The following is a 24,364-nucleotide window of genomic DNA, read 5'->3' on the forward strand; positions in this document are numbered from 1 at the left end:
CGGCGCCTGCCGGGTCTATCGGGTCTGCCGGTTTACGGGTCTACAGGTCTACGGGGTCTACCGGTCAGTGCCAGGGCAGGCGGCCGCGCTGCTCCCAGTAGGCGGCCGGCTCCTGCACGAGCGTCGCGAGTCGGGCGAGCTGGTCCTCGTCCAGGTCCACGACCGCCGCGTGCAGGTTGGAGGCGAGCTGGGTGACGGTCGCCGCGCCGGAGAGGACGACTCCGGCCCAGGGCTCGCGCAGGATCAGGCCGAGGGCGATCGCGTCGCAGCCCAGAGACGTTTGTGCGGCCACGGCCTTCAGGGCGTCCGGCGCCTGCGGGTCCGCGAGGCGGCCGTTGGCCATGCCCTCCTTGACGATCACGGTCAGGCCGGCGTCGTGTGCCTCGGCGAGAGCGGGAGCGGCCGAGGTCTCCAGGGCGTTGTACGTCGACTGGACGGTACGGAAGAGGGGTTCGCCGTCGACCGTCACGGCGAGGGCGGCGCGGATGGCCTCGGCCTGGGCGGGGCCGCTGGTGGAGAAGCCGATGGTGGTGCCGCGGGCGGCTGCCTCCGCCAGCTTGGCGTGGAGTTCCTTGTCGGTGAGGGCCGGGCTGTCCGGGGTCACCGAGTGGATCTGGTAGAGGTCGAGGCGGTCGCCGAGCAGTACGTCGGTCTCGGCGCGCTGGCGCTCGTACGTCGGGGCACTGTGGTCCTTGACCTCGTGCGTCTCGGCGTCCGCCGACCAGCCGGCCGTGTAGGTGTAGCCCCACTTGCTGCCCACGACGATGTCGTCGATGCCGGGGCGGGCGCTCAGCCAGTCGGCGAGGAACTCCTCGGAGCGGCCATAGGAGCGGGCCACGTCGAAGTAGCGGACGCCTTGGGCGTAGGCGGCGTCGAGGAGTTCGTGGGTGCGGCGGCGCAGCGTCTCGACGCTGCGGTTGTCCCCGAGGTCCTGGTCCCGGCCGAGGTTGATGTAGCCGGGGCGGCCGACGGCAGCGAGGCCGAGTCCGATGTGGCAGGTGGGGGTTGTTGCTGAGGCCAGGCGGGCGAAGGGCATCGCGGCTCCGTTCGGTCGGCTCCGTTACGGCTTGCGACCAACGTACCCGTGATGACCTTCGACTCCCGCCTCGGAGCCCGGCGCTCCCTCAGTTGTTCTTGGCCGTCGCCCACTCGTACTGTGCCGCCACGTCCGCCTTCAGCTCTGCCAGCTGGACGGCGACCGCGCTCGGAGCCGTGCCGCCGCGGCCGTTGCGGGAGGCCAGGGCTCCAGGGACGTTGAGCACGGTCCGTACGTCCGGGGTCAGGTGGGCGGAGATCTTCGCGAACTGGTCGTCCGTCAGGTCGGCCAGTTCCTTGCCCTCGGCCTCGGCGGCCTTCACGCACTCGCCGGCGACCTCGTGCGCGACGCGGAACGGCACGCCCTGCTTCACCAGCCACTCGGCGATGTCGGTGGCGAGGGAGAAACCGGCCGGGGCCAGTTCCTCCATGCGCTCGCGGTGGACGGTGAGGGTGGCCATCATGCCGGTGAAGGCCGGGAGCAGGACCTCCAGTTGGTCACAGGAGTCGAAGACCGGCTCCTTGTCCTCCTGGAGGTCGCGGTTGTACGCGAGCGGGAGTGCTTTGAGGGTCGCCATGAGGCCTGTCAGGTTGCCGATCAGACGGCCCGACTTGCCGCGCGCCAGCTCCGCGATGTCCGGGTTCTTCTTCTGCGGCATGATCGACGAGCCCGTGGAGAAGGCGTCGTGCAGGGTCACGAAGGAGAACTCCTTCGTGTTCCAGATGATGATTTCCTCGGCGATCCGGGAGAGGTTCACGCCGATCATCGCGGTGATGAAGGTGAACTCGGCGACGAAGTCACGGGAAGCCGTCCCGTCGATCGAGTTGCCCACGCTGCCGTGCTCGAAGCCCAGGTCCCTCGCCACCGCCTCCGGGTCCAGGCCGAGGCTGCTGCCCGCGAGGGCACCCGAGCCGTACGGCGACACGGCCGTGCGCTCGTCCCACTGGCGCAGGCGCTCGGCGTCCCGGGACAGGGGCTGCACATGGGCGAGGACATGGTGGGCGAAGAGCACCGGCTGGGCGTGCTGGAGGTGGGTGCGGCCGGGCATCGCCACGCCCGGGTGGGCCTCCGCCAGGCCGATCAGCGCGTCCTGGAGGTCGGCGATCAGACCGCCGATGATCCGGGCGTGGTCCCGCAGGTACATGCGGAAGAGAGTCGCGACCTGGTCGTTCCTGGACCGGCCCGCGCGGAGCTTGCCGCCGAGGTCGGGGCCGAGGCGCTCCAGGAGGCCGCGCTCCAGGGCGGTGTGGACGTCCTCGTCGGCGACCGTGCCGACGAAGGAGCCGTCCGCGACGTCCGCCGCCAGCTGGTCGAGACCGGCCAGCATGGTCGTCAGCTCGTCGTGCGTGAGCAGCCCCGCCTTGTGCAGCACACGCGCGTGGGCACGCGAACCGGCGATGTCGTAGGGCGCGAGCCGCCAGTCGAAGTGGACGGACGCGGACAGTTTCGCCAGGGCCTCGGCGGGACCATCGGCGAAACGGGCGCCCCAGAGCCGTACGTCACCGCTGTTGCTGCTCACTTGCGTTGCTCCTAGAGAGGTGTCGATGTGCCACCGCCTCCCCACGCCATGTAGGGGGAGGCGGCGATTACGCTACTGCTTGCGCGAGGTCACGACCGCTCAGGCGAGGTCCCGCTGCGCCGCGATCTTCGACGACAGGCCGTAGATGTCGATGAAGCCCTTGGCCGCGGCCTGGTCGAAGGTGTCGCCCGTGTCGTACGTCGCCAGGTTGAAGTCGTACAGCGACGTGGCGGAGCGCCGGCCGGTGACGACCGCGCGGCCGCCGTGCAGGGTCATCCGGATGTCGCCGTTGACGTGCTGGTTGGCCTCCTGGATGAAGCCGTCCAGGGCGCGCTTGAGCGGGGAGAACCACTGGCCGTCGTAGACCAGTTCGCCCCAGCGCTGCTCGACCTGCCGCTTGTAGCGGGCGAGTTCACGCTCGACCGTGACGTTCTCCAGCTCCTGGTGGGCCGTGATGAGCGCGATCGCGCCGGGGGCCTCGTACACCTCGCGGGACTTGATGCCCACGAGCCGGTCCTCGACCATGTCGATCCGGCCGATGCCCTGGGCTCCGGCACGCTCGTTGAGCTGCTGGATCGCCTGCAGGACGGTGACGGGCCTGCCGTCGACGGCGACCGGGACGCCCTGCTCGAAGGTGATGATCACCTCGTCGGCCTCGCGGGCGAGGGCCGGGTTCTGCGTGTACTCGTAGACGTCCTCGGTCGGCGCGTTCCAGATGTCCTCCAGGAAGCCCGTCTCGACGGCGCGTCCGAAGACGTTCTGGTCGATGGAGTACGGGGACTTCCTGGTGGTCGCGATCGGGAGGTTCTTCGCCTCGCAGAACGCGATGGCCTTGTCGCGGGTCATCGCGTAGTCACGGACCGGTGCGATGCACGTGAGGCCGGGGGCGAGGGCGACGATGCCGGCCTCGAAGCGGACCTGGTCGTTGCCCTTGCCGGTGCAGCCGTGGGCGACGGTCGTGGCGCCGTGCTTGTGGGCGGCGGCGACGAGGTGCTTGACGATCGTCGGCCGGGAGAGCGCGGAGACCAGTGGATAGCGGTCCATGTAGAGGGCGTTGGCCTTGATCGCCGGGAGGCAGTACTCCTCGGCGAACTCGTCCTTTGCGTCGGCCACTTCGGCTTCCACGGCGCCGCACGCGAGGGCGCGCTTGCGGATGACGTCCAGGTCCTCGCCGCCCTGGCCGACGTCCACCGCGACAGCGACGACCTCGGCGCCCGTCTCCTCGGCGATCCAGCCGATGGCGACGGAGGTGTCCAGACCGCCTGAGTAGGCGAGTACGACGCGCTCGGTCACGGGGTTCTCCTCACACCGCATTCACTGACATGCATGAGTATGCAATGCTCTGCATGATTCGTCAATCCGGGACGGGTCGCGGAGAAGTTCTGAAGGGAGCTTGAACAAACGAAACCGCTTACCCGTACTTCCCCCCGAACGCCGGCGCCGCGTTTGTCAACCCACTCCTGACCCAAGTGAGGCATCCGCATGTCCAGGGCTCTTCCGAAGTACAACAAGCGCCGCGTCGCGATCATCGGCGGTGCCGCCGCGGTGGCGCTGTCCGGAGCGGTGATCGCCGGTTCCGCCCTCGCGGGTACGCCGTCCAAGAGCAGCGGCGACAACGCCCGGACCCTGGCCGCGTCCCCCGGCACCATCACGTGCCAGGACGTCGCCTCGAAACTCCCGGCGATCCCCGCCTCCGCACAGGCCGAGGTCACCCGGAACCTCACCCTGCTGCAGACACAGATCCAGGAAGCCGACAACCGGCTGCAGAGCACGGTCGGCCAGGGCGGCCCGAACTTCGTGAACAACGCCATCCTGGGGCCCCTCAAGGACAAGCGGGTGTCCACGATCAACCGCATCGCCACCGCCATCGGGCGTACGGCGGCCAAGCCGACCGGCCTGGACGCGCTGGCGCCGTGCACCCTGAACGCCGGCGGCGCGAACACCGGCAACGGCAACGCGGGCAAGGCCGGCTCCGGCGCCGCCGCGAACACCGCGGCCCCGAGCGCCGACACCGCGGCCGGCGGGCAGGCGGCGGGCGCCTCCGCCGCCGGCACCATCACCTGCCCCGACGTCGCCTCCAAGCTCCCGGCGATCCCCGCCTCCGCACAGGCCGAGGTCACCCGGAACCTCACCCTGCTGCAGACACAGATCCAGGAAGCCGACAACCGGCTGCAGAGCACGGTCGGCCAGGGCGGCCCGAACTTCGTGAACAACGCCATCCTGGGGCCCCTCAAGGACAAGCGGGTGTCCACGATCAACCGCATCGCCACCGCCATCGGGCGTACGGCGGCCAAGCCGGCCGGGCTGGACTCCCTGGCCGCCTGCACGCTTACCAAGTAAGTCGCGTGACAGGCGCTGTGGCCGCCCCGGTTGAGCGCCGGCCGGGGCGGTCACGGCCGGTTGGCAGGCGATCGAAGGACGGCAAAGGAGTTGGACAGGCGGGGCCGGCAAATGGAGCCCGGCAAATGGAGTTCGCAATTCCTTAGACAGGCGAAAGGTTTGCGTCCATAATCGTCAGGCGTGGGCAAAACTTATGAACGCATAGACGGCAGGCTGCGCACCTTCATCGAGGCGCAGCCCCTGTTCTTCACCGCGACCGCGCCCCTGTCGGGCGACGGCACGGTCAACCTCTCCCCCAAGGGGCTCAAGGGCTCCTTCGCGGTGCTCGACGAACTCACCGTGGCCTACCTGGACTTCGCCGGATCCAACGCGGAGACCATCGCACATCTGCGCGAGAACGGCCGTATCACGCTGATGTGGTGCGCCTTCCAGGGGCCGCCGAACATCGTGCGGGTACACGGGCGCGGCGAGCCGGTCTTCCGTGACGACCCGCGCTTCGGGGAGCTGCTCAGCCGTTTCCCGGACATCGACCCGACGGCCCACGGACTGCGGGCGATCATCGTGGTCACGGCCGAACTCGTCCGCGACACCTGCGGTTACGCGGTTCCCTTCATGACCTACGACGCGGACCGTGACCTGCACGGCAAGCGCTTCGCGCGCGAGGACGACGCCTCGCTCGGCGAGTACTTCGCCAAGAAGGACCATGTGGCCACGAGCCTGGATGGCCTACCCGGGCTGCCGTTGCCGCTGCCGCCCTCTACCGTCTGAGCCATGCGATCAGCTCTCGCCGCCGGCGCTCTGGTGTCCGCCGCTCTGCTCGTGCTCGGTGCCGCGCCGGCCACGCCGGCCGCCACCGCACCTCTTCCCGCCCGGATGGCCGACACGGGTGGCGGTACGCAGCTGATCACCGCCGTTGCCCCGGTGCCGAGTTCGACCACCGGCACGGTCACCTGGTGGGACCTGCGCCACGGCCACTGGGTGCAGGCAGGTTCGGCCGCCGCCCGGTTCGGGGCGAAGGGGCTCGTCGAGGGAGCCTCGCGGAAGCAGAACACGAACACCACGCCCACCGGGCTCCACGACCTGCCGTACGCCTTCGGCATCAAGGCCGCGCCGCCCGGGACGCGCTACAAGTACCGTCCGGTGCAGCGGAGTTCGTGGTGGTGCGAGGACAACGCCTCCCGCTCCTACAACCGCTGGACCCAGCCGCGGCCGGCCGACTGCCGGGCGTCGGAGTCCGAGCACCTCGTCTCCTACCCGACGCAGTACGCGTACGCCCTCGTCATCGGCTTCAACTACCACGAGCGGGTGCACGGGCGCGGCGCCGGTATCTTCCTGCACGTCAACGGCCGTGGGGCGACGGCCGGTTGTGTGTCCGTCCCGGTGGACGCGATGCGGCGGATCCTTGCGTGGGTGCGGCCCTGGAGCAAGCCGCACATCGCCATCGGCACGGCCGGCGGAGGTACGGCGATCACCCGGTACTGAGCGAGTGCGGGTCCTCGATTCAGCCCCGCGCCCCTCGGGCGGGCAGTCTGACCGTGAACTGCGTCGAACCCGGTGTGCTGTTCAGGGCCACACTGCCGCCGTGCGCCTCCACCACCGCTGCCACGATCGACAGGCCCAGGCCCGCCCCACCACCGGGGGCGTCCGTGCGGCGGCGGTGCTCGGCCCGGGTGAACCGCTCGAAGACGCCGGACTCGATGTCCTCGGGGACGCCCGGTCCGTCGTCGTGGACCGTGAGGACCGCGAAGGAGTCGTCGCTCTCCAGGGTCACCGTCACCTTGGTGCCGGCCGGCGTGTGCACGCGCGCATTGGCCAGGAGGTTGGCCAGCACCTGGTGGAGACGGTGTTCGTCACCGGTGACGGTGAGGGGCTCCTCGGGGAGGTCCAGGGTCCAGCGGTGGCCGGGGCCCGCCGCCCGGGCGTCGGTGACGGCGTCCAGGACCAGGCGGGTCAGGTCGACGGGGCGGCGTTCGAGGGGGCGGCCCGCGTCCAGGCGGGCCAGGAGCAGCAGGTCGTCGACCATCGCGCCCATACGGCCGGACTCGGCGGCGATGCGTTCGAGGGCACGGGTGACCTCGGGCGGCACCGGGCCCGGGTGCAGCAGGGCGAGTTCGGCGTGGCCGCGCACCGAGGCGACCGGCGTGCGCAGCTCATGGCTGGCGTCGGCGGCGAAGCTGCGCAGCCGCTCCTCGCTGGCGTGCCGTTTGGTGAGCGCGTCCTCCACGTGGCCCAGCATGCGGTTGAAGGCGCCGGCGACGCGGCCCACCTCGCTGCGCGGGTCGGTTTCGGGGGCGCGCGGCGGCAGGGTGACCTCGCCGCTGGCGAGCGGCAGTTCACTGACCCGGGTGGCGGTCGCGGCGACTCGGCTCAGTGGCCTGAGCGACCAGCGCACCCACAGGGCGCCCGCGACGCCGGTGAGGGTGAGGGCGGCGCCGAAGACGATCCCGGCGACCAGTTCGAGGCGGTGGACGGTGGCCTCCACCGGTTCCAGCGGCAGCCCGGTGATCAGCACGTCGCCGTCCTTGCCCCGGCCGGCCACGACCCGGTAGGCGTCCAGCCTGGAGAGATCGACGCTGTGCCCCTTGCCGTCGGCCCGGACCGCGAGCAGCTGCTCCCTGTCCCGCGCGCTCAGGGGTACGCCCGTGACACTGCCGGGGCCGACGACGTCCGAGTTGGTGACCGTGGTGCCGACCAGCCTGGCCCCGAACGTGCCCGTCGTCTGCCGGCGGGTGTCGCCGTGCTCGTCGCCGTCGTGGTCGTCGGGCGGCTGCCCCTTGTGCTCCAGGCTCTGGGGGAAACGGTCGCCCGCCTGGGTGAGCTGCTGGTCGAGGCGGCTGATGAGGAAGCCGTTCAGCTCGATCACCGCGGCGACGCCGACCGCGGCGCAGCTGACCGCGAGCAGCACGACCAGGCCGAAGGTCAGCCGGGCCCGCAGCGTGCGCGGCCGCGGCAGGTGGCGTACGAGCTTCATGGGGCCACCGGCTTGAGCACGTACCCGGCTCCCCGCACCGTGTGGATCATCGGCTCGCGGCCCGCGTCGACCTTCTTGCGCAGGTACGAGATGTACAGCTCGACGACGTGGGCGCGGCCGCCGAAGTCGTAGGACCACACCCGGTCGAGGATCTGTGCCTTGCTGAGCACGCGGCGCGGGTTGCGCATCAGGAAGCGCAGCAGCTCGAACTCGGTCGGGGACAGCTCCACGAGTTCGCCGGCCCGGGTCACCTCGCGTGCCTCCTCGTCCATGACCAGGTCGCCCACGGTCAGCCGCGGGCCCTCGTCCAGCTGCCGGGCCATGCCCGCGCGGCGCAGCAGGCCACGGACCCGGGCGACGACCTCCTCCAGGCTGAAGGGCTTGGTGACGTAGTCGTCGCCGCCCGCCGTGATGCCCGCGATACGGTCCTCCACCGCGTCCCGCGCGGTGAGGAAGAGCACGCACACATCGGGCTTCACGGTGTGCAGGGAGCGCAGCACCGCGAAGCCGTCGGTGTCCGGGAGCATCACGTCCAGGACGACGGCGTCCGGCATGAGTTCCCGGGCCTCGGTGAGCGCGGTGGCGCCGTCCCCGGCCGCGCGGACCTGCCAGCCCTCGTAGCGCAGCGCACCGGAGAGCACCTCGGCGAGGTCGGGGTCGTCGTCGACGACGAGGACGCGCAGGGGGGTGCCGTCGGGGCGGGTGAGGGCGGGGCGGCCGGACCGGGTGGTGTTCATCTCCCTACCAGGATCACCCCTGGCGGCGGTGGCCGGCGGGCCCTGTCGCTCTGAGTTTCCTGTGAGTGGGCTCAGAGGATGCCCGTTGAGAGCGCCCTGAGAGGTTACGGCGGCACAGTTGCGTCCAGTACAGGCGAAAGGACGCACCCATGACCACCGTGTACGAGCGGCGGGCGGCACCGCCCGTGGCGCCGGCCGCGCGGCGCTCCCCCGCGGGCGGCGTTCTCGCACTGCTGTGGGCGGGAGCGGCGGCCGTGGTCGCCCTGTGGTGGGCGGACACCGCCTCCGTGGTCGGAGCGGCGGGCTGGCTGACCGGGGCCGGGCGGATCGCCGGGCTGCTGTGCGGGTACGCCTGCGCGGTGCTCGTCGGGCTGATGGCGCGGGTGCCGCTGCTGGAGCGGCGGGTCGGCTCGGACCGGGTGGCCCGCTGGCACGCCATGGCCGGCCGCTACACGGTCTGTCTGCTGCTCGCGCACATCGTGCTGATCCTGTTCGGGTACGCCGCCCAGGACCGCGCCTTGCTGTGGCACGAGACGGTCACGGTGGTCCTGGACTATCCGGACATGCTGAAGGCCACCTTCGGCGCGCTGCTCCTGTTCGCGGCCGGCATCACCTCGGTCCGTGCCGCGCGACGACGGCTGAGCCACGAGTTCTGGTACTACGTCCACCTGCTCACCTACGTCGCCGTCTTCCTCGCCTTCTTCCACCAGCTGTCCCTGGGCAACGACTTCAACGGCAACTCCGCGGCCACGGCCGCCTGGTACGCGCTGTATGTGGGCGTCGCCCTCCTGGTCCTGTCGTTCCGGGTCCTGGCGCCGGTGCGGCTGAACCTGCGGCACCGGCTGCGGGTGGAGTCGGTGCACAACGAGGCGCCGGGCGTGTACTCGGTCGTCGTGCGGGGCCGGCGACTGGACGAACTGGGCGCGCGGGCGGGGCAGTTCTTCCGCTGGCGGTTCCTCGGCGAGGGCATGGGCTGGACGTCGACGCCGTACTCGCTGTCGGCGCCGCCGCGCCAGGACCTGATGCGGATCACCGTCAAGGCACTCGGTGACCACAGTGCGGCGGTCTCCTTGCTGCGGCCGGGGACACGGGTGTGGGCGGAGGGTCCCTACGGGTCGCTGACCCAGGACCGGCAGACCGCACAGAAGTCGCTGCTGATCGCGGGCGGCGTCGGCATCACACCGCTCCGGGCCCTGTTCGAGACCCTGCCCGGCGAGGTCACCCTCCTCTACCGGGCTCGTACGGCGGAAGACCTCGCCCTGGGCGGGGAGTTGGAGGCGATCGCGCGGTGGCGCGGCGCACGGGTGCTGTACGCGCTCAACGGGGCGGACGGACGGCGTCCGAGCCTCACCGCCCGGTCGCTGTGCGCGACGGTCCCCGACCTCGCCGCGCACGACGTATACCTGTGCGGCCCGCCCGGCTTCGCCCGCGATCTGTACGAGGCGCTGCGCACGGCCGGTGTGCCGGACCGCCGTATCCACCACGAGTCGTTCGAGCTGTGAGGCCTTTGACGTGCATGCCCTGAAGAAGAACCGTCCGCTGCGCCGCATCGTGCTGGCAAGCGCCGCCACGGTCTGCGGGACGGTGCTGCTGCTGTCGCTGAAGCCGCACTCCACGCCCGCCGTCGCGGTGGCGGTGCCCGCGCCGTCCGGCAGTGCGGGCGCCGTTGCTCCCACCGGCACGAAGACCGTCACCGGCAACACGGTCCAGACCCGCTGGGGCCCCGTCCAGGTCCGGATCACCCTCAAGAACGGCAAGCTCACCGAGGTCGCCGCCGTCACCTACCCGACGGACAACCCGCGGGACCAGGAGATCAACAGCTTCGCCCTCCCCCGGCTGCGCAGCGAAGCTCTGCAGGCCCAGAGCGCGTCCATCGACACCGTCTCGGGAGCCACGTACACAAGTGACGGTTACCGCCAGTCACTCCAGTCCGCGCTGGACTCGGCGAGCGGCTGAACGCACGGGCGGCGCGGCACGTATTCCTGGGCCAAGGGACCACGCCCACCCCCCTTGCCCCCGCCCCGGAGGAACAGTGACGACCACGCTCGCAGGCGGCCGCGCCGCCCGCCGCCAGACGATGCGCCGCATCCGCCCGCGCCGCTCCCCGGCGACCGTCCTGCTCCTCGCCGTGTGGGCGGGCGCGGTCGGCGTGCTGTGGCTGTGGTGGCACAACACGCCGTCCATCGCCGACCAGAACGGCAAGATCCTCAACGCGGGCCGCATCACCGGGCTGCTGGCGGGCTATCTGATGGCACTGGTCGTGCTGCAGATGGCCCGGATGCCCGCGCTGGAGCGGCGCGTCGGCTCCGACCGGGTGGCGCGCTGGCACGCGATGAGCGGCCGCTACACCCTCTGCCTGGTCCTCGCGCACGTCTTCCTCATCATGTGGGGCTACGCGCTGCAGGCCGGCAAGTCGCTCGGTGACATCGTCCAGCAGACGATCGACTCGGTGAACCAGCTGCCGGACATGGGCAAGGCTGCCATCGGCACCGGTCTGTTCGTGCTCATCGGCCTGACGTCGATCGGTCCGGTGCGCCGCAGGATCCCGTACGACACCTGGTACCACGTCCATCTGCTGACCTACGCGGCCGTGTTCCTGACGTTCTGGCACCAGATCACCACCGGCAACGACTTCGCCGTCGAGCCGACCGCGAAGACCTTCTGGTACGCGCTGTACGGGTCGGTCACCGCGCTGGTGGTCTGGTACCGCGTCCTCGTCCCGATCCGGCTCAACATGCGGCACCGTATGCGCGTCGAGGCGGTCATCGAGGAGACGCCTGGCATCGTGTCGGTGCTCATCGGCGGGCGGAAGCTGCACCGGATGGGCGCGGAGGCGGGGCAGTTCTTCCGCTGGCGGTTCCTGGCGCCGGGCATGCGGTTCAGCTCCCACCCGTACTCGCTGTCGGCGGCGCCCCGCCCCGACATGCTGCGGATCACCGTGAAGGCGATCGGCGACCACAGCGCCCGGCTGCGCGACCTCACACCGGGCACCAGGGTGTGGGCCGAGGGCCCGTACGGCGCGATGACCGCGCAGCGACGCAGCCGCGGCAAGGTGCTGCTGGTCGCGGGCGGCGTCGGCATCACGCCGATGCGGGCGCTGTTCGAGACGCTGCCCGGCGCGGCGGGCGACATCACGCTCCTCTACCGGGCCAACACCACCCAGGACCTGGCCCTGTGGGACGAGCTCGCGGCGATCGCGGACGACCGCGGCGCCCGGCTGATGTACGCCGTCAACAGTCCGGACGGGGAGCGCCCCGACATCTCGGCGGAGCGGCTGCAGCAGAAGCTGCCGGACATCGAGAAGCACGACGTGTTCATGTGCGGGCCGGCCGGCTTCGCGCAGACCGTGTACGAAGCACTGCGCGGTGCGGGAGTGCCCGCCCGCCGCATCCATCACGAGTCGTTCGAGATGTGAGCGACGGGACTTCAGGAGCCTAGGAAAGCGATGAGGAAGAGTCACCCCATCCGGCGTGTCGTGCTGGCCGGCGCCGCCACCGTGTCGGGCGTCGTACTGCTGCTGTCGCTGAAACCGGCGTCCGACCCGAACGCCGGGGCCGCCGCGGGCGCCGCCCCCCAGCAGACCGCGGCCGCACAGGAGTCGCCCCAGGGCGGCGCCGCGGCGACCGGAAACGGCACGGTCGACGGCAACGTCGTCCAGACCCAGTACGGCAACGTCCAGGTACGACTGACCGTCAGCAACGGCAAGATCACCAAGGCCGACGCGGTGCAGGCGCCCAAGGGCGGCACCAGCGACCAGAAGACCGCCCTGTCCGTCCCCAGGCTGACCCAGGAGACGGTCGCCGCTCAGAGCGCGCAGATCGACTCGGTGTCCGGGGCGACGTACACGAGCACCGGCTACAAGCAGTCGCTCCAGTCGGCGATCGACCGGATGAAGGCGAGCGCGGGCTCTTCCCAGGGCTCCGGAACGTCGCAGGGCAGCGGCTCCTCGCAGGGCTCCGGTGGTGGTGCCGCCCAGGCCAGGACCGTGACCGGCAAGGTCGTCCAGACCCAGTACGGGGCCGTCCAGGTCCGGATCACCGTCAGCAACGGCAAGATCACCAAGGCCGACGCGGTGCAGGCGCCCAGGGGCGGCACCAGCGACCAGAAGACCGCCCTGTCCGTCCCCAGGCTCAACCAGGAGGCGGTGGCGGCCGGCAGCGCGAACATCGACTCGGTGTCCGGGGCGACGTACACGAGCACCGGCTACAAGCAGTCGCTCCAGTCGGCACTGGACCAGGCCGGTGGTTGAGTCGGTGGCCGAACGGGCAGAAGCTCCCGCTGCGGTGCGTCATGCGGAGGAGGTCATGGGGACCGTCTTCTCCTTCGATGTCCGCGGCGGGGACCCCGGTGCGGTGCGGGCGGCGCTGGAGAAGGCGATCGCCGGGCTGCACCGGGTGAACGAGGTGTTCAGCACCTACCGCGACGACAGCCAGGTCTCCCGGCTGGCGCGGGGCGAACTGACCGTCGAGGAGTGCGATCCCGAGGTCGCCGAGGTGCTCGGACTGGGCGCCGAGGCGGAGCGGGTGAGCGACGGCTGGTTCAGCGTGCACTACGAAGGGCGGCTGGACCCGACCGGGATCGTCAAGGGCTGGGCCGCCGAGCGGGCGGCGCGGCAGCTCGCGGCGACCCCCGGGGTGAGCGGTGTGAGCATGAACGGCGGCGGGGACGTCCAGCTGCTCGGGACGCCCGAGCCGCACCGGCCCTGGCGGGTCGGAGTGGCCGACCCGCTGCGCCCGGGGGGTCTCGCGGCGGTCGTCTCCGCGGCGGGTGCGCACGAGCTGGCGGTGGCCACGTCCGGCACCGCCGAGCGGGGCACCCATATCGTCGACCCGCGCACGGGCCGGTCCGCGGTGACCGACCTGGTGGCGGTGACGGTGGTGGCACCCGAGCTGACCTGGGCGGACTGCTGGGCCACGGCGGCCTTCGCGATGGGGTCGGGGCAGGGGCTGCGCTGGCTGGAGTCCCTGCCGGACGTGGAGGCGCTGCTGATCACGGCGGGCGACGAGGTGAGGTGTACGGGGGGCCTGGCCGCTCGACTCGGATGACCGGGTCCCCCAACGGGGCGCGGGGGCCCTGTCGAATGTGCGGCTACCGCCGCGTGGGCGCGACAGGCCCCCGACCTGCACCAGGCGGGCGGCATGACCACACGCCTCAGCAGCCGTCTCGGCGGCCGTCTCAGTGGCCGTTCTGCGCCAGCCGCAGCATGTGCTCCGCGAGCGCCTGTCCGCCCGTCGGGTCCCGGCTGATCAGCATCAGGGTGTCGTCGCCCGCGATCGTGCCGAGGATGTCGTGCAGCTCGGCCTGGTCGATGGCCGACGCCAGGAACTGCGCGGCCCCGGGAGGCGTCCGCAGGACCACCAGGTTCGCCGAGGCCTCCGCGGAGATCAGCAGCTCCTGGGACAGCCGCCGCATCCGCTCCTCCTTGGCCGACTCGCCCAGCGGCGCGCGCGGGGTGCGGAAGCCGCCCTCGCTCGGTACCGCGTAGATGAGGTCGCCGTCGTTGTTGCGGATCTTCACCGCGTTCAGCTCGTCCAGGTCCCGGGAGAGCGTCGCCTGCGTGACGCTCAGCCCGTCGTCGGCGAGGAGCTTCGCCAACTGGCTCTGGGAGCGCACCGGTTGCCGGTTGAGGATGTCAACGATCCGGCGGTGGCGTGCGGTGCGGGTCTGCGGCACGGCAGGCCCGGCGTGCTGTGCGTCGTCCTGCGCGTGACTCATCGTCGTCTCATTCTCCGGATCCGTCCCCGTGTGCAAGGTCCAGGACGCCGGGGAGTGCCCGGAGGAACGCGTCCACCTCGTCGTCGCCGAGATTCAGCGGCGGCATCAGCCGTACGACGTCGGGCGCGGGCGCGTTCACCAGGAATCCGGCCTCCTGAGCCGTCTGGCGCGCCTTGGGCGCGAGCGGCTCGGTGAGCACGATACCCAGGAGGAGGCCCGCGCCCCGGACATGAGCGATCGACGGATGGCCGAGTGACTCGATTCCGTCCCGCAACCTCTCGCTCTGCCGCTTGACGTTGTCCAGCAACCCCTCGTTCTCGATGGTGTCGAGGACGGCGAGGCCGGCGGCGCAGGCGACCGGGTTGCCGCCGAACGTGGTGCCGTGGTGTCCGGGCTGCAGCAGTTCGGCGGCCCGGCCGAAGGTGACCGTGGCGCCGAGCGGCAGCCCGCCGCCGAGGCCCTTGGCGAGGGTGACGACGTCGGGCAGCACGCCCTCGTGGGCCTGGTACTCGAACCAGTGCCCTGTACGGCCGATTCCGGTCTGCACCTCGTCCAGGACCAGCAGCGCCCCGGTGGCGGCGGTGATCGCGCGGGCGGCCTTGAGGTAGCCGGGCGGCGGGGTGACGACGCCGAGCTCGCCCTGGATCGGCTCCAGGATGACGAGCGCGGTCTCGTCGGTGACCGCGGCGGCGAGGGCCTGCGCGTCGCCGAACGGCACGTGCGTGACCTCGCCGGGCAGCGGCAGGAACGGCTCACGCTTGCCCTGCTGGCCGGTCATGGCGAGGGCGCCCATGGTGCGCCCGTGGAAGGCGCCCTCGGTGGCGACGACATGGGACCGCCCGGTCAGCCGGCCGATCTTGAAGGCGGCCTCATTGGCCTCGGCGCCCGAGTTGCAGAAGAAGACCCTGCCGTCCCGGCCGAAGAGCTGGAGCAGCCGCTCTGCGAGCGTCACGGTCGGCTCGGCCATGAAGAAGTTGGAGATGTGGCCCAGGGTGCCGATCTGCGTGCTGACGGCCTCGACGATCGCCGGGTGGGCGTGGCCGAGCGCGTTGACCGCGATACCGCCGACGAAGTCGAGGTACTCCTTGCCGTCGGCGTCCCACACCTTGGTGCCCGCGCCGCGCACGAGGGGAAGCAGCGGGGTGCCGTAGTTGTTCATCAGCGCGCCCTGCCATCGCTGCGCGTACTCCTGATGGGCGGTCATACGGCATCCCCCTGTTGCTCGTCGGGCACGACCATCGTGCCGATGCCCTCGTCGGTGAAGATCTCCAGCAGGATCGAGTGCTGGACCCGGCCGTCGATGACGCGGGCGGTGGTGACGCCCCCGCGGACCGCGTGCAGGCAGCCCTCCATCTTCGGCACCATGCCGGCGCTCAAGTCCGGCAGCAGCTTCTCCAGTTGGGAAGCCGTGAGGCGGCTGATCACCTCGTCGCTGTGCGGCCAGTCCTCGTAGAGGCCCTCGACGTCCGTGAGGACCATGAGGGTTTCGGCGCCCAGCGCAGCAGCAAGTGCCGCAGCCGCCGTATCAGCATTGACGTTGTAGACATGTCCGTCGTCCTGGCTTCGGGCGATCGACGAGACGACCGGGATACGGCCGTCGGCGAGCAGTGCCTCGATCGCGCCCGTGTCGATTTCGGTGATCTCGCCCACCCGCCCGATGTCGACCAACTCGCCGTCGATCTCGGGCTGGTGCTTGGTGGCGGTGATGGTGTGCGCGTCCTCGCCCGTCAACCCGACGGCGAGCGGGCCGTGCTGGTTGAGCAGTCCGACCAGCTCGCGCTGGACCCGGCCCGCCAGCACCATCCGTACGACGTCCATGGCGTCCTCGGTGGTGACGCGCAGGCCGGCCTTGAACTCGCTGACGATGCCGTGCTGGTCGAGGGCCGCGCTGATCTGAGGGCCGCCGCCGTGCACGACGACCGGCTTGAGGCCGGCGTGGTGCAGGAACACGACGTCCTGGGCGAAGGCGGCCTTCAGGTCCTCGTCGATCATGGCGTTGCCGCCGAACTTGATGACGACCGTCTTGCCGTTGTGCCTGACCAGCCAGGGCAGCGCCTCGATGAGGATCTGGGCCTTGGGCAGCGCGGTGTGTTTGCGGGTCACGTTGCTCATGAGGAGTACGCGCTGTTCTCGTGGACGTAGTCGGCGGTGAGGTCGTTGGTCCAGATGGTGGCGGTCTCGGACCCGGCGGCGAGGTCGGCGACGATGTGCACCTCGCGGTAGCGCATGTCGACCTTGTCGCGGTCCTCGCCGACGCCTCCGTTCTTGCAGACCCACACGCCGTTGATGGCGACGTTCAACCGGTCGGGCTCGAAGGCGGCCTGCGTCGTGCCGATCGCCGAGAGGACACGCCCCCAGTTGGGGTCCTCGCCGTGAAGGGCGCACTTGAGGAGGTTGTTGCGTGCGATGGAGCGGCCCACCTCGACGGCGTCGTCCTCGGTCGCGGCGCCCACCACCTCGACCTTGATGTCCTTGCTGGCGCCCTCGGCGTCGCGGATCAGCTGCTGTCCGAGGTCGTCGCAGACCTGACGTACGGCCTCGGCGAACTCCTCGTATTCCGGGGTGACTTCGGAGGCTCCGGAGGCGAGCAGCAGCACGGTGTCGTTGGTGGACATGCAGCCGTCGGAGTCGACGCGGTCGAAGGTGGTGCGCGTCGCCGCCCGGAGCGCCCTGTCCAGTACACCGTCGTCGAGGGCGGCGTCGGTGGTGAGGACGACGAGCATGGTGGCGAGACCGGGCGCGAGCATGCCGGCGCCCTTCGCCATACCTCCGACCGTCCAGCCGTCCCTGCTCACGACGGACGTCTTGTGGACGCTGTCGGTGGTCTTGATGGCGATGGCGGCCTTCTCACCGCCGTGCTCGGACAGCTGCCCGGCAACCGTCTCGACTCCCGGGAGCAGCTTGTCCATCGGGAGCAGGACGCCGATGAGGCCGGTCGAGCAGACGGCGACCTCGATGGCGCCGCGGCCGAGGACCTCGGCGGCCTTCTCCGCCGTCGCGTGCGTGTCCTGGAAGCCCTTCGGACCCGTACAGGCGTTGGCGCCACCGGAGTTGAGGACGACGGCGGACACCTGCCCGCCCTTGAGTACCTGCTCGGACCACAGCACGGGTGCGGCCTTCACACGGTTGGAGGTGAAGACGCCCGCGGCGGCGCGGCGCGGACCGTCGTTGACCACGAGGGCCAGGTCCGGGTTGCCGTTCTCCTTGATTCCGGCGGCGATGCCCGCAGCCCGGAATCCCTTGGCTGCCGTGACGCTCACGGTGTCTCCTTGTTCGCTTCTCCGCCCGTGCAGCGCAGCGGTGCGGCCATCGTCGTCGTCTGCAGCCCGGTGGCTGCACGTGCGTCGCTCACGGTGCGACTCCGATCGTGGAAAGCCCCGTGGACTCGTCGAGTCCGAGGGCGAGGTTCATGCTCTGGACGGCACCGCCCGCGGTGCCCTTGGTCAGGTTGTCGATGGCGCTGATCGCGATGATGCGGCCCGCGGCCTCGTCGTATGCGACCTGCATGTGAACGGCGTTGGAACCGTGGACGGACGCCGTGGCGGGCCACTGGCCCTCGGGCAGCAGGTGTACGAAGGGCTCGTCCGCGAGGGCCTTCTCGTAGGCGGCGCGGACGGACTCGGCGGTGACACCGGGCCTGGCCTTCGCACTGCACGTGGCGAGGATGCCGCGGGGCATCGGCGCGAGGGTCGGCGTGAAGGAGACGCTCACGGTCTCACCGGCCGCCGCGCTGAGGTTCTGGATCATCTCGGGCGTGTGCCGGTGGCCGCCGCCCACACCGTACGGCGTCATGGAACCCATCACCTCGCTGCCGAGCAGGTGCGGCTTGAGCGCCTTGCCGGCGCCGGACGTGCCGGAGGCGGCGACGATCACGGCCTCGTTCTCGGCGAGTCCCGCCGCATAGGCCGGGAAGAGGGCCAGCGAGACGGCCGTCGGGTAGCAACCGGGTACCGCGATGCGCTTGGACCCCGTGAGCCGGGCGCGGGCACCGGGCAGTTCGGGGAGGCCGTAGGGCCAGGTCCCGGCGTGCGCGGAGCCGTAGAACCGCTCCCAGTCGGCCGGGTCGTTCAGCCGGAAGTCGGCGCCCATGTCGACGACGAGGACGTCCGGGCCGAGCCGTTCGGCGACGGCTGCGGACTGGCCGTGCGGCAGAGCGAGGAAGACGACGTCGTGGCCCGCGAGGACGTCGGGGGTGGTTTCCTGCAGCACACGGTCGGCCAGTGGCAGCAGGTGCGGCTGGAGCGCGCCGAGCCGCTGGCCCGCGTTGGAGTTGCCGGTCAGGGCCCCGATCTCGATCTCGGGGTGCACCAGGAGCAGACGCAGCAGCTCTCCGCCCGCGTACCCACTCGCTCCGGCCACTGCCGCACGTACCGCCATGTCATCCTCCTCCTGGACGGCATGACTATACGTATCGCTGCACGTTTATGCAATCTCTGCGGTCTCCGCCTTGGGAAGCATGATCCAGCGGGACACCACGAACGTCACCGGGATCGCTCCCAGGGACGCGAGCAGGGGGGCGAGCCGGCTGCCGAGGTACAGGAGGTCGACCAGCACATAGACGCCCGCGGTCGTGATCACGAAATTCGCCGCGTTCGTCAGGGGAAACAACAGGAATTTACGCAGGGTCGGGCGCGTGCGATACGTGAATCGGGCGTTGAGGAAAAACGACCCGGTCATGCTGATCGCGGTCGCGAGAATATGGGCGACAAGGTACGGGAAACGAGTGAGGAGCAGCAGGTAAGCAACGTAATACGTGCCGGTGTTGACGACGCCGATGACGGCGAAGGCCAGCATCTGCCTCGATATCAGGGGATGAGATCCTTCGTCGTGTCGCACGCCGCACGGCCCTCCGTCCGCTTCACGTTGGTCGCCTTCACCAGGAAGTGCGGGCGCCGCTTCACCTCGTAGTAGATACGGCCGGTGTACTCGCCGATGACCCCGAGCATGATCATCTGCACTCCGGCGACACCGGTGACGGCGGTGATGATCGTGACATAGCCGGGTGTCTGTACGCCGTTGACCACCGCGGCGCCCACGATCCACGCCGTGTACAGCCCGGCGCACAGCAGCAGGCCCATGCCGAGGTGGAGGGCGGCGCGCAGCGGCCTGTTGTTGAAGGAGAGCAGCCCGTCGAGACCGTAGTTGAGCAGGCTGCGGAAGGTCCAGGAGCTGCGGCCGGCCTCGCGCACGGCGTTCTCGTACTCGAAGGTGGTGCTCGGGAAGCCCACCCACGCGAACAGGCCCTTGGAGAAGCGGTTGTACTCGGAGAGGTCCAGGATCGCGTCCACCACGCGGCGCGACATCAGCCTGAAGTCCCCTACGCCGTCGACGAGTTCCACGTCCACGAGGCGGTTTATGAGCCGGTAGTAGAGGCGGGCGGTGACGGTGCGGGTCACGCTGTCACCGGTCCTGGTCCGCTTGGCGATGACCTGGTCGTAGCCGTCCGCGCGCAGGTCCACCATGTGCTTGATCAGCTCCGGCGGGTGCTGCAGGTCCGCGTCCATGACGATCACGGAGTCTCCCGTGGCATGGCGCAGGCCGGCGAGCAGTGCCGCCTCCTTGCCGAAGTTGCGGCTGAAGGAGACGTACCGCACGCGCGCGTCGCGGTCGGCCAGCCGCTCCAGGGCGGCGAGCGTACGGTCGCGGCTGCCGTCGTCGACGTAGACGAACTCCATGTCGTGGCCGAGCGGCAGCAGTTCCTCCGCGACCTTCTGGACCTGGTCGTGGAAGCGTTCTATGACGTCTTCCTCGTCGTAGCAGGGTGCGACGATCGATATGAGCATGGTTTTCCCCCTGGGAACGCGGTCAGAGAGCGCCGGTCACGGGCTCGCGCGGGCGGGTGGTCGCGGTCGGTGGAGCCGGCGGCGGTGCGGCACGCCGTCGGCGTACGGCGGTGAAGGCGCCGAGCAGGATCAGGGTCAGCAGTGCTGCGGCCCCGACGGTGGTGCCCAGGCGCAGGCCGGGCGGGTGGAACGTGCAGGAGACGCTGTTCGTGGAGGGGGCGACGGGCACGGCGATCAGGCCGTGGAACTGACCCGCCGGTACCGGGTTGGCGTCGCCCGCGGCGCAGCGCCAGCCCGCGATGCGCGGCGCCGCCACAACCGCGGTTCCCCTGCTGCCCGCCGGGAGTTCGGCCCGGATCGTGCTGCCGGAGACGGTGACGCGGGTGGCGCCGGTGGACCTGAGCCGCTCGACGGCGTCGTGCAGCCGGGTGGTGTCCAGGCAGCCGACCGCGCCGTCGGGGAGTCGGCCGTCGAGGCTGGGGGCGAGTTCGATCGTGAGGCGCCCGGAGGCCGGGACCCTGCCCAGCCGCTGCATGGCGGCGATCTTGGTGACGCGCGCGTCGGACCTGAACCGGCCGGTCGGCCCGTCGCCCGTCGTGGCCGTGCCGGAGTAGTGCGGCGCCCACAGGTAGACCTCGTCGCCGGCCGGGCACCGCGCGGTGATCGTCGGTTTCCGCTCGGTCACGGACGCGTGGGCGGCGATCGGCGTCCCCGGGTGCGCGCTGTCCCCTGCCTGCGGGGCCCTGCCGGCGCTGGTGCGCACCGTGATGCGGGGCACGGTGTAGACGCGGCTGCCCAGCAGGAGTTCCTGGTTGCGGTACGGCGACGGGCCGAAGCCGGCCGAGGACGCGCCGCCCGGTCGCAGCGTGACCAGCGGCGGGACGTCCTCGCGGGACACGCTCGGCCCGGTGCCGTCCTGCGGGAACCAGCCCTGGTGCGGGTCCGGCGGAGAGTGCACGCGTGCGCCGACGGAGAAGATCGCGTCCGTGACGTCGTTGTCCAGGCTCTGCACGCTGCGGGCCCGCGAGGTCCAGCCGCCGCCGAGTGCGGTGAGCGTACGGCTGAGGACGTCGGAGGTGAGGCTGCTGTAGTACTGGGCCCCCTGTCCGCCGACCAGCATCGGGTCGTTGCCGACGGTCTGCTCACGGCCCGGGTCGGTGCGGTACCGGGGCCAGCCGTCGGCCTGTGCGATCGCCTCCGCCTGCGCCTGCTGCCGGGCTCCCCACGGCGCGTAGTCGTCCATGTGGCCGAGGCGGAGCCGGGTGGCGACGGCGGAGGTGGCAGCCGTCTCGCCGAACTGCCCGCCGAACAGCAGGACCACGGCGAGCCCGGCCAGGACCCCGCGGCGCCGGGCGGTCGCCGGCGGACCTGCCGAGCCGTCGGCCTGGGTACGTCCCAGCAGCATCAGCCCGCCGAGCGCACCGACGACGGCGAGCAGCAGCACCCCCCAGCCGACGGGGCGCACCAGGTGGCCCCGGCTCGCGACGGCGGCGATCAGGGCGAGCAGCACGGCCGCCGCGCCCAGGGCACGCAGGTCGGGAGGCCCGTACGAGAGCGAGTGCCAGGCGGCGATCACCAGCAGTGCGCACAGGACGAAGGCCTGCCGGTAGGCGCTGCCCTGCGGTGTGGCGAAGGCGTGCCAGACCAGGTGGGTCGGCCCCCACTGCAGGGACAGGGCCACCGCGGCGACCAGCAGCGTCCACCCGGCACGCACCCGGCGCGGCACCGCCCGGTGGAAGGGCAGGGCGAGGGCGAGCAGCAGCGCCGCGGTGCCCACATAGACGGCCGGGGTGCCGAAGCTGTACGTCGTGGGCAGCAGACGGGCCAGCATGTCCTCCGCCGGCACCGGCGCGAACTGGACGACCCTGCCGGGGTACGCGTGCCTGGTGCCGAAGTACACGACGACCACCAGCGGGGCGGCCAGGCCCACTCCCAGCGCGACGGTGACGACGGCACGGCCCACCGTCTCCAGCCGCCGCCGGCCCGGAACACCGGAGAGCCACAGCCGGAGCAGCAGCACCAGGGCGGCACAGAGGGTGGCCATGTACGCGGTGTAGAAGTTGGCGATCCAGGCGAGCGCCACGATCAGCACGCCGAGCAGCGGGTGCCGGCGCTGCATCGCCCACTCGCCGACAAGGCACAGCAGCGGCAGGGCGACGAGGCCGTCGAGCCACATCGGGTTGTACGAGGCGACCGCTACGCTCCAGCCGCACATCGCGTACGACGCTCCCAGCAGTCCGGCCCCCCACCAGCGGCCGGGGCGCAGGCTCAGCAGCAGCCAGGCCATGGCCGCGCCCGCGGACGCCGTCTTCAGCACGGTGATCACATACACCGCGAGGTCGATCTCGTCCCGCGGGAACACCGCGACGAGCAGGGCGAACGGGCTGCTCAGGTAGGTGCCGAGGTCGGGCAGGAAACTGGAGCCGTAGCCGGACTGCCAGTTGACGAAGAGGCCGCCGTCGGCCCTGCCGTGCAGCAGGTCCCACAGGTGGGCGTGGAAGGGCACGTACTGGTTGCCGAGGTCGTTGACGCTGCGGGTGCGGGGGCCGAAGGGGTAGCTGCGGGCGATGACGTCCGCGGCGCAGAACACGGCGACAGTGAGGGCCGCGGCGAGCAGGGCCGCCGCCTTCTTCGGCGAAAAATGGCCGCCCGAAACGGCTTTTGACAGAGTCGAGCGATCCATTCCTTGTTACTCCCCGCAGGTAATTGATTCGCCGACTAAGACGGCCCGAGTTTCCGATCGGTTGTGCCGTCCGGGGAAAGTGACACAACTTGTTCCGAATAAATCCGCAGACCTATGAGAATGGAATGGTGAACAATCAGGAAACAGAAATTTCCGGACAGGTAATTTAATGGTGAACTCATCGTGACGTACACACGGCGGCTGCCTCGCCCAGGGCCCGCTTGACCTGGAGCGCGCTCCAGGTTCTACGGTTTACGTCATGACCAGCGGACACCCCCTCCCGCAGGACCGGGAGCCGACTCTGACCATCGCCGAGGTGGTCGAGCGCACCGGCCTCTCGCACGACACGCTGCGCTACTACGAGAAGGCGGGCCTGATCGAGCGGGTCGGCCGGACCACCGGTAACCAGCGCCGCTACGACGCGGCCGACCTGGCCTGGCTGGAGTTCGTGCTGCGGCTGCGCGAGACGGGCATGTCGATCGCCGACATGCAGCGGTATGCGCAGCTGCGGGCGAAGGGGGACGTCTCGGTCGCCGACCGGCTGGCGATGCTCCACGAGCACCGCGCCGAACTGGGGGACCGCATCAGGGCGTTGCGCCGCAACGCCCGTGCGCTGGACGACAAGATCGACCACTACGAACGGCTGCTCGGCACGATGCACGAGCAGGCGGGAACGGAAGACTGACATGAGCGGGAGCACCACCCGTGACGAGCGTTTCGCCCACGGCCTGGAGGTCCTGAAGAGGGTCGACGGCGAAGCCGGACAGCGGGTCGTCGACTCGCTCGCCGACATCAACCCCGAGCTCGGCCACCAGGTCGTCGCCTGGGCCTTCGGCGAGATCTACGACCGCCCCGGACTCGCCCCGCGCGACCGGCAGCTGGTGACGCTGGGCATGCTCACCGCGCTCGGCGGCTGCGAGGCCCAGCTCGACGTGCACGTCAACGCCGCCCTGAACGTGGGCCTCACGCCCGAGCAGATCATCGAGGCGCTGACGCACTCCGCGGTGTACTGCGGCATTCCCAAGGCCCTGAACGCGACCTTCGCCGCGAAGAAGGTGTTCGCCGAGCGCGGACTGCTCCCGCTCGGACAGCAGCTCGCGGACCCGGCGCCGGCGACCACCTCCGCCTGATCCGCGGGAAGGTGATCGGGTTCGCCTCGAAGGTGCAGGTGAACGTGTCGGCGACCCCCGAGAAGGTGGACGCCGTCGGCCCGACGGCCGTGCTCGTCTCACCGTTCACCGCGTCGGGCACGGCGGCCGGCGTGGTCACCCTGGCCCTGGACGCGGCCTTCGCGCCCCCGAGGTCGATCGTCGTACGGGCCGCCGAGGACCGGGAGTTGACGACCTTCGACCTACCCCGCCTTGGCGACGAGCGTCGGCTTGTCGGCCGGTCACGGGTCGGGCGTGGCATGGATACTCCGCGGCTCCTGGGCGTCGTTCTCGACGGCTCCATCGTTCGAAATATCAGGCAGCGGCCAGCACTTCGGACGGCAAGGCATGGGAGGAATGCGAGCACGTCCATGGGGCCCATGAGGGCGACGTAGGGTCGAAGGCATGGACGCGCCGCTGCCGGACCCCAGG

24 protein-coding genes are annotated in these 24,364 nt (G+C 70.8%); 11 read left to right on the forward strand and 13 right to left on the reverse strand.

Going from position 1 to position 24,364, the window contains the following annotated elements:
- Positions 1-64: 64 nt before the first annotated feature.
- The 3 genes from OOK07_RS07610 to OOK07_RS07620 form a co-directional block, all read right to left on the reverse strand.
- Positions 65-1,036 (reverse strand): aldo/keto reductase, encoded by a 972-nt coding sequence (locus tag OOK07_RS07610; RefSeq protein ID WP_266795637.1) that lies wholly within the window; start codon positions 1,034-1,036, stop codon positions 65-67.
- A gap of 88 nt (positions 1,037-1,124) precedes the next feature.
- On the reverse strand, positions 1,125-2,555 hold the full coding sequence (argH, locus tag OOK07_RS07615; protein WP_266795638.1) for an argininosuccinate lyase: 1,431 nt from the start codon (positions 2,553-2,555) through the stop codon (positions 1,125-1,127).
- A gap of 99 nt (positions 2,556-2,654) precedes the next feature.
- The gene (locus tag OOK07_RS07620) at positions 2,655-3,848 is read right to left on the reverse strand and encodes an argininosuccinate synthase (RefSeq protein ID WP_266678134.1); all 1,194 of its coding nucleotides are present in this window, start codon (positions 3,846-3,848) and stop codon (positions 2,655-2,657) included.
- A gap of 189 nt (positions 3,849-4,037) precedes the next feature.
- On the opposite strand from OOK07_RS07620, the gene OOK07_RS07625 reads away from it, so the two are divergent.
- The 3 genes from OOK07_RS07625 to OOK07_RS07635 all read left to right on the forward strand — a co-directional run bounded on the left by OOK07_RS07625 (position 4,038) and on the right by OOK07_RS07635 (position 6,377).
- Positions 4,038-4,895, forward strand: a complete 858-nt coding sequence (locus tag OOK07_RS07625) for a hypothetical protein (protein ID WP_266795639.1) — start codon at positions 4,038-4,040, stop codon at positions 4,893-4,895.
- A gap of 180 nt (positions 4,896-5,075) precedes the next feature.
- On the forward strand, positions 5,076-5,663 hold the full coding sequence (locus tag OOK07_RS07630) for a pyridoxamine 5'-phosphate oxidase family protein (protein ID WP_266678138.1): 588 nt from the start codon (positions 5,076-5,078) through the stop codon (positions 5,661-5,663).
- A gap of 3 nt (positions 5,664-5,666) precedes the next feature.
- Entirely contained in the window at positions 5,667-6,377 is a 711-nt protein-coding gene (locus tag OOK07_RS07635; RefSeq protein ID WP_266678140.1) for a L,D-transpeptidase family protein, read from the forward strand.
- Between the two features lie 19 nt (positions 6,378-6,396).
- Here the strand turns inward: OOK07_RS07635 and OOK07_RS07640 are convergent, their stop codons facing one another.
- Positions 6,397-7,866: a sensor histidine kinase gene (locus tag OOK07_RS07640; protein WP_266678142.1), complete on the reverse strand. Its 1,470-nt coding sequence runs from the start codon at positions 7,864-7,866 to the stop codon at positions 6,397-6,399.
- Positions 7,863-8,603 carry a response regulator transcription factor gene (locus OOK07_RS07645; RefSeq protein WP_266678144.1) on the reverse strand — a complete coding sequence of 247 codons (741 nt, stop codon included), beginning with the start codon at positions 8,601-8,603 and terminating at the stop codon, positions 7,863-7,865. Before OOK07_RS07645 ends, OOK07_RS07640 begins: the two co-directional genes overlap by 4 nt.
- A gap of 149 nt (positions 8,604-8,752) precedes the next feature.
- Between OOK07_RS07645 and OOK07_RS07650 the strand changes: the two genes are divergently transcribed.
- The 5 genes from OOK07_RS07650 (at position 8,753) to OOK07_RS07670 (ending at position 13,648) form a co-directional block, all read left to right on the forward strand.
- Entirely contained in the window at positions 8,753-10,105 is a 1,353-nt protein-coding gene (locus OOK07_RS07650; RefSeq protein ID WP_266795640.1) for a ferredoxin reductase family protein, read from the forward strand.
- A 10-nt stretch (positions 10,106-10,115) separates the two neighbouring features.
- Positions 10,116-10,559: an FMN-binding protein gene (locus OOK07_RS07655; protein ID WP_266795641.1), complete on the forward strand. Its 444-nt coding sequence runs from the start codon at positions 10,116-10,118 to the stop codon at positions 10,557-10,559.
- A gap of 76 nt (positions 10,560-10,635) precedes the next feature.
- On the forward strand, positions 10,636-12,018 hold the full coding sequence (locus OOK07_RS07660; RefSeq protein WP_266795642.1) for a ferredoxin reductase family protein: 1,383 nt from the start codon (positions 10,636-10,638) through the stop codon (positions 12,016-12,018).
- A gap of 30 nt (positions 12,019-12,048) precedes the next feature.
- On the forward strand, positions 12,049-12,852 hold the full coding sequence (locus OOK07_RS07665; RefSeq protein WP_266678152.1) for an FMN-binding protein: 804 nt from the start codon (positions 12,049-12,051) through the stop codon (positions 12,850-12,852).
- 55 nt (positions 12,853-12,907) lie between these two features.
- Complete coding sequence (locus OOK07_RS07670) at positions 12,908-13,648, forward strand: FAD:protein FMN transferase (RefSeq protein ID WP_266678154.1); 741 nt, start codon at positions 12,908-12,910, stop codon at positions 13,646-13,648.
- A gap of 130 nt (positions 13,649-13,778) precedes the next feature.
- Here the strand turns inward: OOK07_RS07670 and OOK07_RS07675 are convergent, their stop codons facing one another.
- From OOK07_RS07675 to OOK07_RS07710, 8 genes are all read right to left on the reverse strand, one after another.
- Positions 13,779-14,318 (reverse strand): arginine repressor, encoded by a 540-nt coding sequence (locus OOK07_RS07675; protein ID WP_266678156.1) that lies wholly within the window; start codon positions 14,316-14,318, stop codon positions 13,779-13,781.
- 7 nt (positions 14,319-14,325) lie between these two features.
- Complete coding sequence (locus OOK07_RS07680) at positions 14,326-15,522, reverse strand: acetylornithine transaminase (protein WP_266795643.1); 1,197 nt, start codon at positions 15,520-15,522, stop codon at positions 14,326-14,328.
- Complete coding sequence (gene argB / locus OOK07_RS07685; protein ID WP_266678160.1) at positions 15,519-16,430, reverse strand: acetylglutamate kinase; 912 nt, start codon at positions 16,428-16,430, stop codon at positions 15,519-15,521. The genes OOK07_RS07680 and argB overlap by 4 nt, the downstream gene beginning before the upstream one ends.
- Entirely contained in the window at positions 16,427-17,578 is a 1,152-nt protein-coding gene (gene argJ / locus OOK07_RS07690) for a bifunctional glutamate N-acetyltransferase/amino-acid acetyltransferase ArgJ (RefSeq protein WP_266795644.1), read from the reverse strand. Before argJ ends, argB begins: the two co-directional genes overlap by 4 nt.
- A gap of 88 nt (positions 17,579-17,666) precedes the next feature.
- Positions 17,667-18,695, reverse strand: a complete 1,029-nt coding sequence (gene argC, locus OOK07_RS07695) for an N-acetyl-gamma-glutamyl-phosphate reductase (protein WP_266795646.1) — start codon at positions 18,693-18,695, stop codon at positions 17,667-17,669.
- A 45-nt stretch (positions 18,696-18,740) separates the two neighbouring features.
- Entirely contained in the window at positions 18,741-19,112 is a 372-nt protein-coding gene (locus OOK07_RS07700) for a GtrA family protein (RefSeq protein ID WP_266795648.1), read from the reverse strand.
- A gap of 11 nt (positions 19,113-19,123) precedes the next feature.
- The gene (locus OOK07_RS07705) at positions 19,124-20,101 is read right to left on the reverse strand and encodes a glycosyltransferase family 2 protein (RefSeq protein ID WP_266795649.1); all 978 of its coding nucleotides are present in this window, start codon (positions 20,099-20,101) and stop codon (positions 19,124-19,126) included.
- 22 nt (positions 20,102-20,123) lie between these two features.
- Positions 20,124-22,784: a YfhO family protein gene (locus tag OOK07_RS07710; protein ID WP_266795651.1), complete on the reverse strand. Its 2,661-nt coding sequence runs from the start codon at positions 22,782-22,784 to the stop codon at positions 20,124-20,126.
- Positions 22,785-23,043: 259 nt separating this feature from the next.
- Between OOK07_RS07710 and OOK07_RS07715 the strand changes: the two genes are divergently transcribed.
- From OOK07_RS07715 to OOK07_RS43635, 3 genes are read left to right on the forward strand one after another with little or no spacing between them, the layout of a single operon-like run.
- Positions 23,044-23,469, forward strand: coding sequence for a MerR family transcriptional regulator (locus OOK07_RS07715; RefSeq protein ID WP_266795652.1), 426 nt, complete (start codon positions 23,044-23,046; stop codon positions 23,467-23,469).
- 1 nt (position 23,470) lies between these two features.
- Positions 23,471-23,914, forward strand: a complete 444-nt coding sequence (locus OOK07_RS07720) for a carboxymuconolactone decarboxylase family protein (protein ID WP_266678174.1) — start codon at positions 23,471-23,473, stop codon at positions 23,912-23,914.
- Between the two features lie 44 nt (positions 23,915-23,958).
- Positions 23,959-24,327: a hypothetical protein gene (locus OOK07_RS43635; RefSeq protein WP_406311324.1), complete on the forward strand. Its 369-nt coding sequence runs from the start codon at positions 23,959-23,961 to the stop codon at positions 24,325-24,327.
- Positions 24,328-24,364 lie beyond the last annotated feature (37 nt).

Source organism: Streptomyces sp. NBC_00078, from assembly GCF_026343335.1.
Lineage (GTDB): Bacteria > Actinomycetota > Actinomycetes > Streptomycetales > Streptomycetaceae > Streptomyces.

Bases quoted from the DNA above. Each gene is read 5' to 3' on its own strand.
- OOK07_RS07610 (WP_266795637.1), bottom strand. From the start codon at position 1,036: ATGCCCTTCGCCCGCCTGGCCTCAGCAACAACCCCCACCTGCCACATC.
- OOK07_RS07625 (WP_266795639.1), top strand. From the start codon at position 4,038: ATGTCCAGGGCTCTTCCGAAGTACAACAAGCGCCGCGTCGCGATCATC.
- OOK07_RS07635 (WP_266678140.1), top strand. From the start codon at position 5,667: ATGCGATCAGCTCTCGCCGCCGGCGCTCTGGTGTCCGCCGCTCTGCTC.
- OOK07_RS07640 (WP_266678142.1), bottom strand. From the start codon at position 7,866: ATGAAGCTCGTACGCCACCTGCCGCGGCCGCGCACGCTGCGGGCCCGG.
- OOK07_RS07645 (WP_266678144.1), bottom strand. From the start codon at position 8,603: ATGAACACCACCCGGTCCGGCCGCCCCGCCCTCACCCGCCCCGACGGC.
- OOK07_RS07650 (WP_266795640.1), top strand. From the start codon at position 8,753: ATGACCACCGTGTACGAGCGGCGGGCGGCACCGCCCGTGGCGCCGGCC.
- OOK07_RS07665 (WP_266678152.1), top strand. From the start codon at position 12,049: ATGAGGAAGAGTCACCCCATCCGGCGTGTCGTGCTGGCCGGCGCCGCC.
- OOK07_RS07670 (WP_266678154.1), top strand. From the start codon at position 12,908: ATGGGGACCGTCTTCTCCTTCGATGTCCGCGGCGGGGACCCCGGTGCG.
- OOK07_RS07675 (WP_266678156.1), bottom strand. From the start codon at position 14,318: ATGAGTCACGCGCAGGACGACGCACAGCACGCCGGGCCTGCCGTGCCG.
- OOK07_RS07680 (WP_266795643.1), bottom strand. From the start codon at position 15,522: ATGACCGCCCATCAGGAGTACGCGCAGCGATGGCAGGGCGCGCTGATG.
- argB (WP_266678160.1), bottom strand. From the start codon at position 16,430: ATGAGCAACGTGACCCGCAAACACACCGCGCTGCCCAAGGCCCAGATC.
- argC (WP_266795646.1), bottom strand. From the start codon at position 18,695: ATGGCGGTACGTGCGGCAGTGGCCGGAGCGAGTGGGTACGCGGGCGGA.
- OOK07_RS07700 (WP_266795648.1), bottom strand. From the start codon at position 19,112: ATGCTGGCCTTCGCCGTCATCGGCGTCGTCAACACCGGCACGTATTAC.
- OOK07_RS07705 (WP_266795649.1), bottom strand. From the start codon at position 20,101: ATGCTCATATCGATCGTCGCACCCTGCTACGACGAGGAAGACGTCATA.
- OOK07_RS07710 (WP_266795651.1), bottom strand. From the start codon at position 22,784: ATGGATCGCTCGACTCTGTCAAAAGCCGTTTCGGGCGGCCATTTTTCG.
- OOK07_RS07715 (WP_266795652.1), top strand. From the start codon at position 23,044: ATGACCAGCGGACACCCCCTCCCGCAGGACCGGGAGCCGACTCTGACC.
- OOK07_RS07720 (WP_266678174.1), top strand. From the start codon at position 23,471: ATGAGCGGGAGCACCACCCGTGACGAGCGTTTCGCCCACGGCCTGGAG.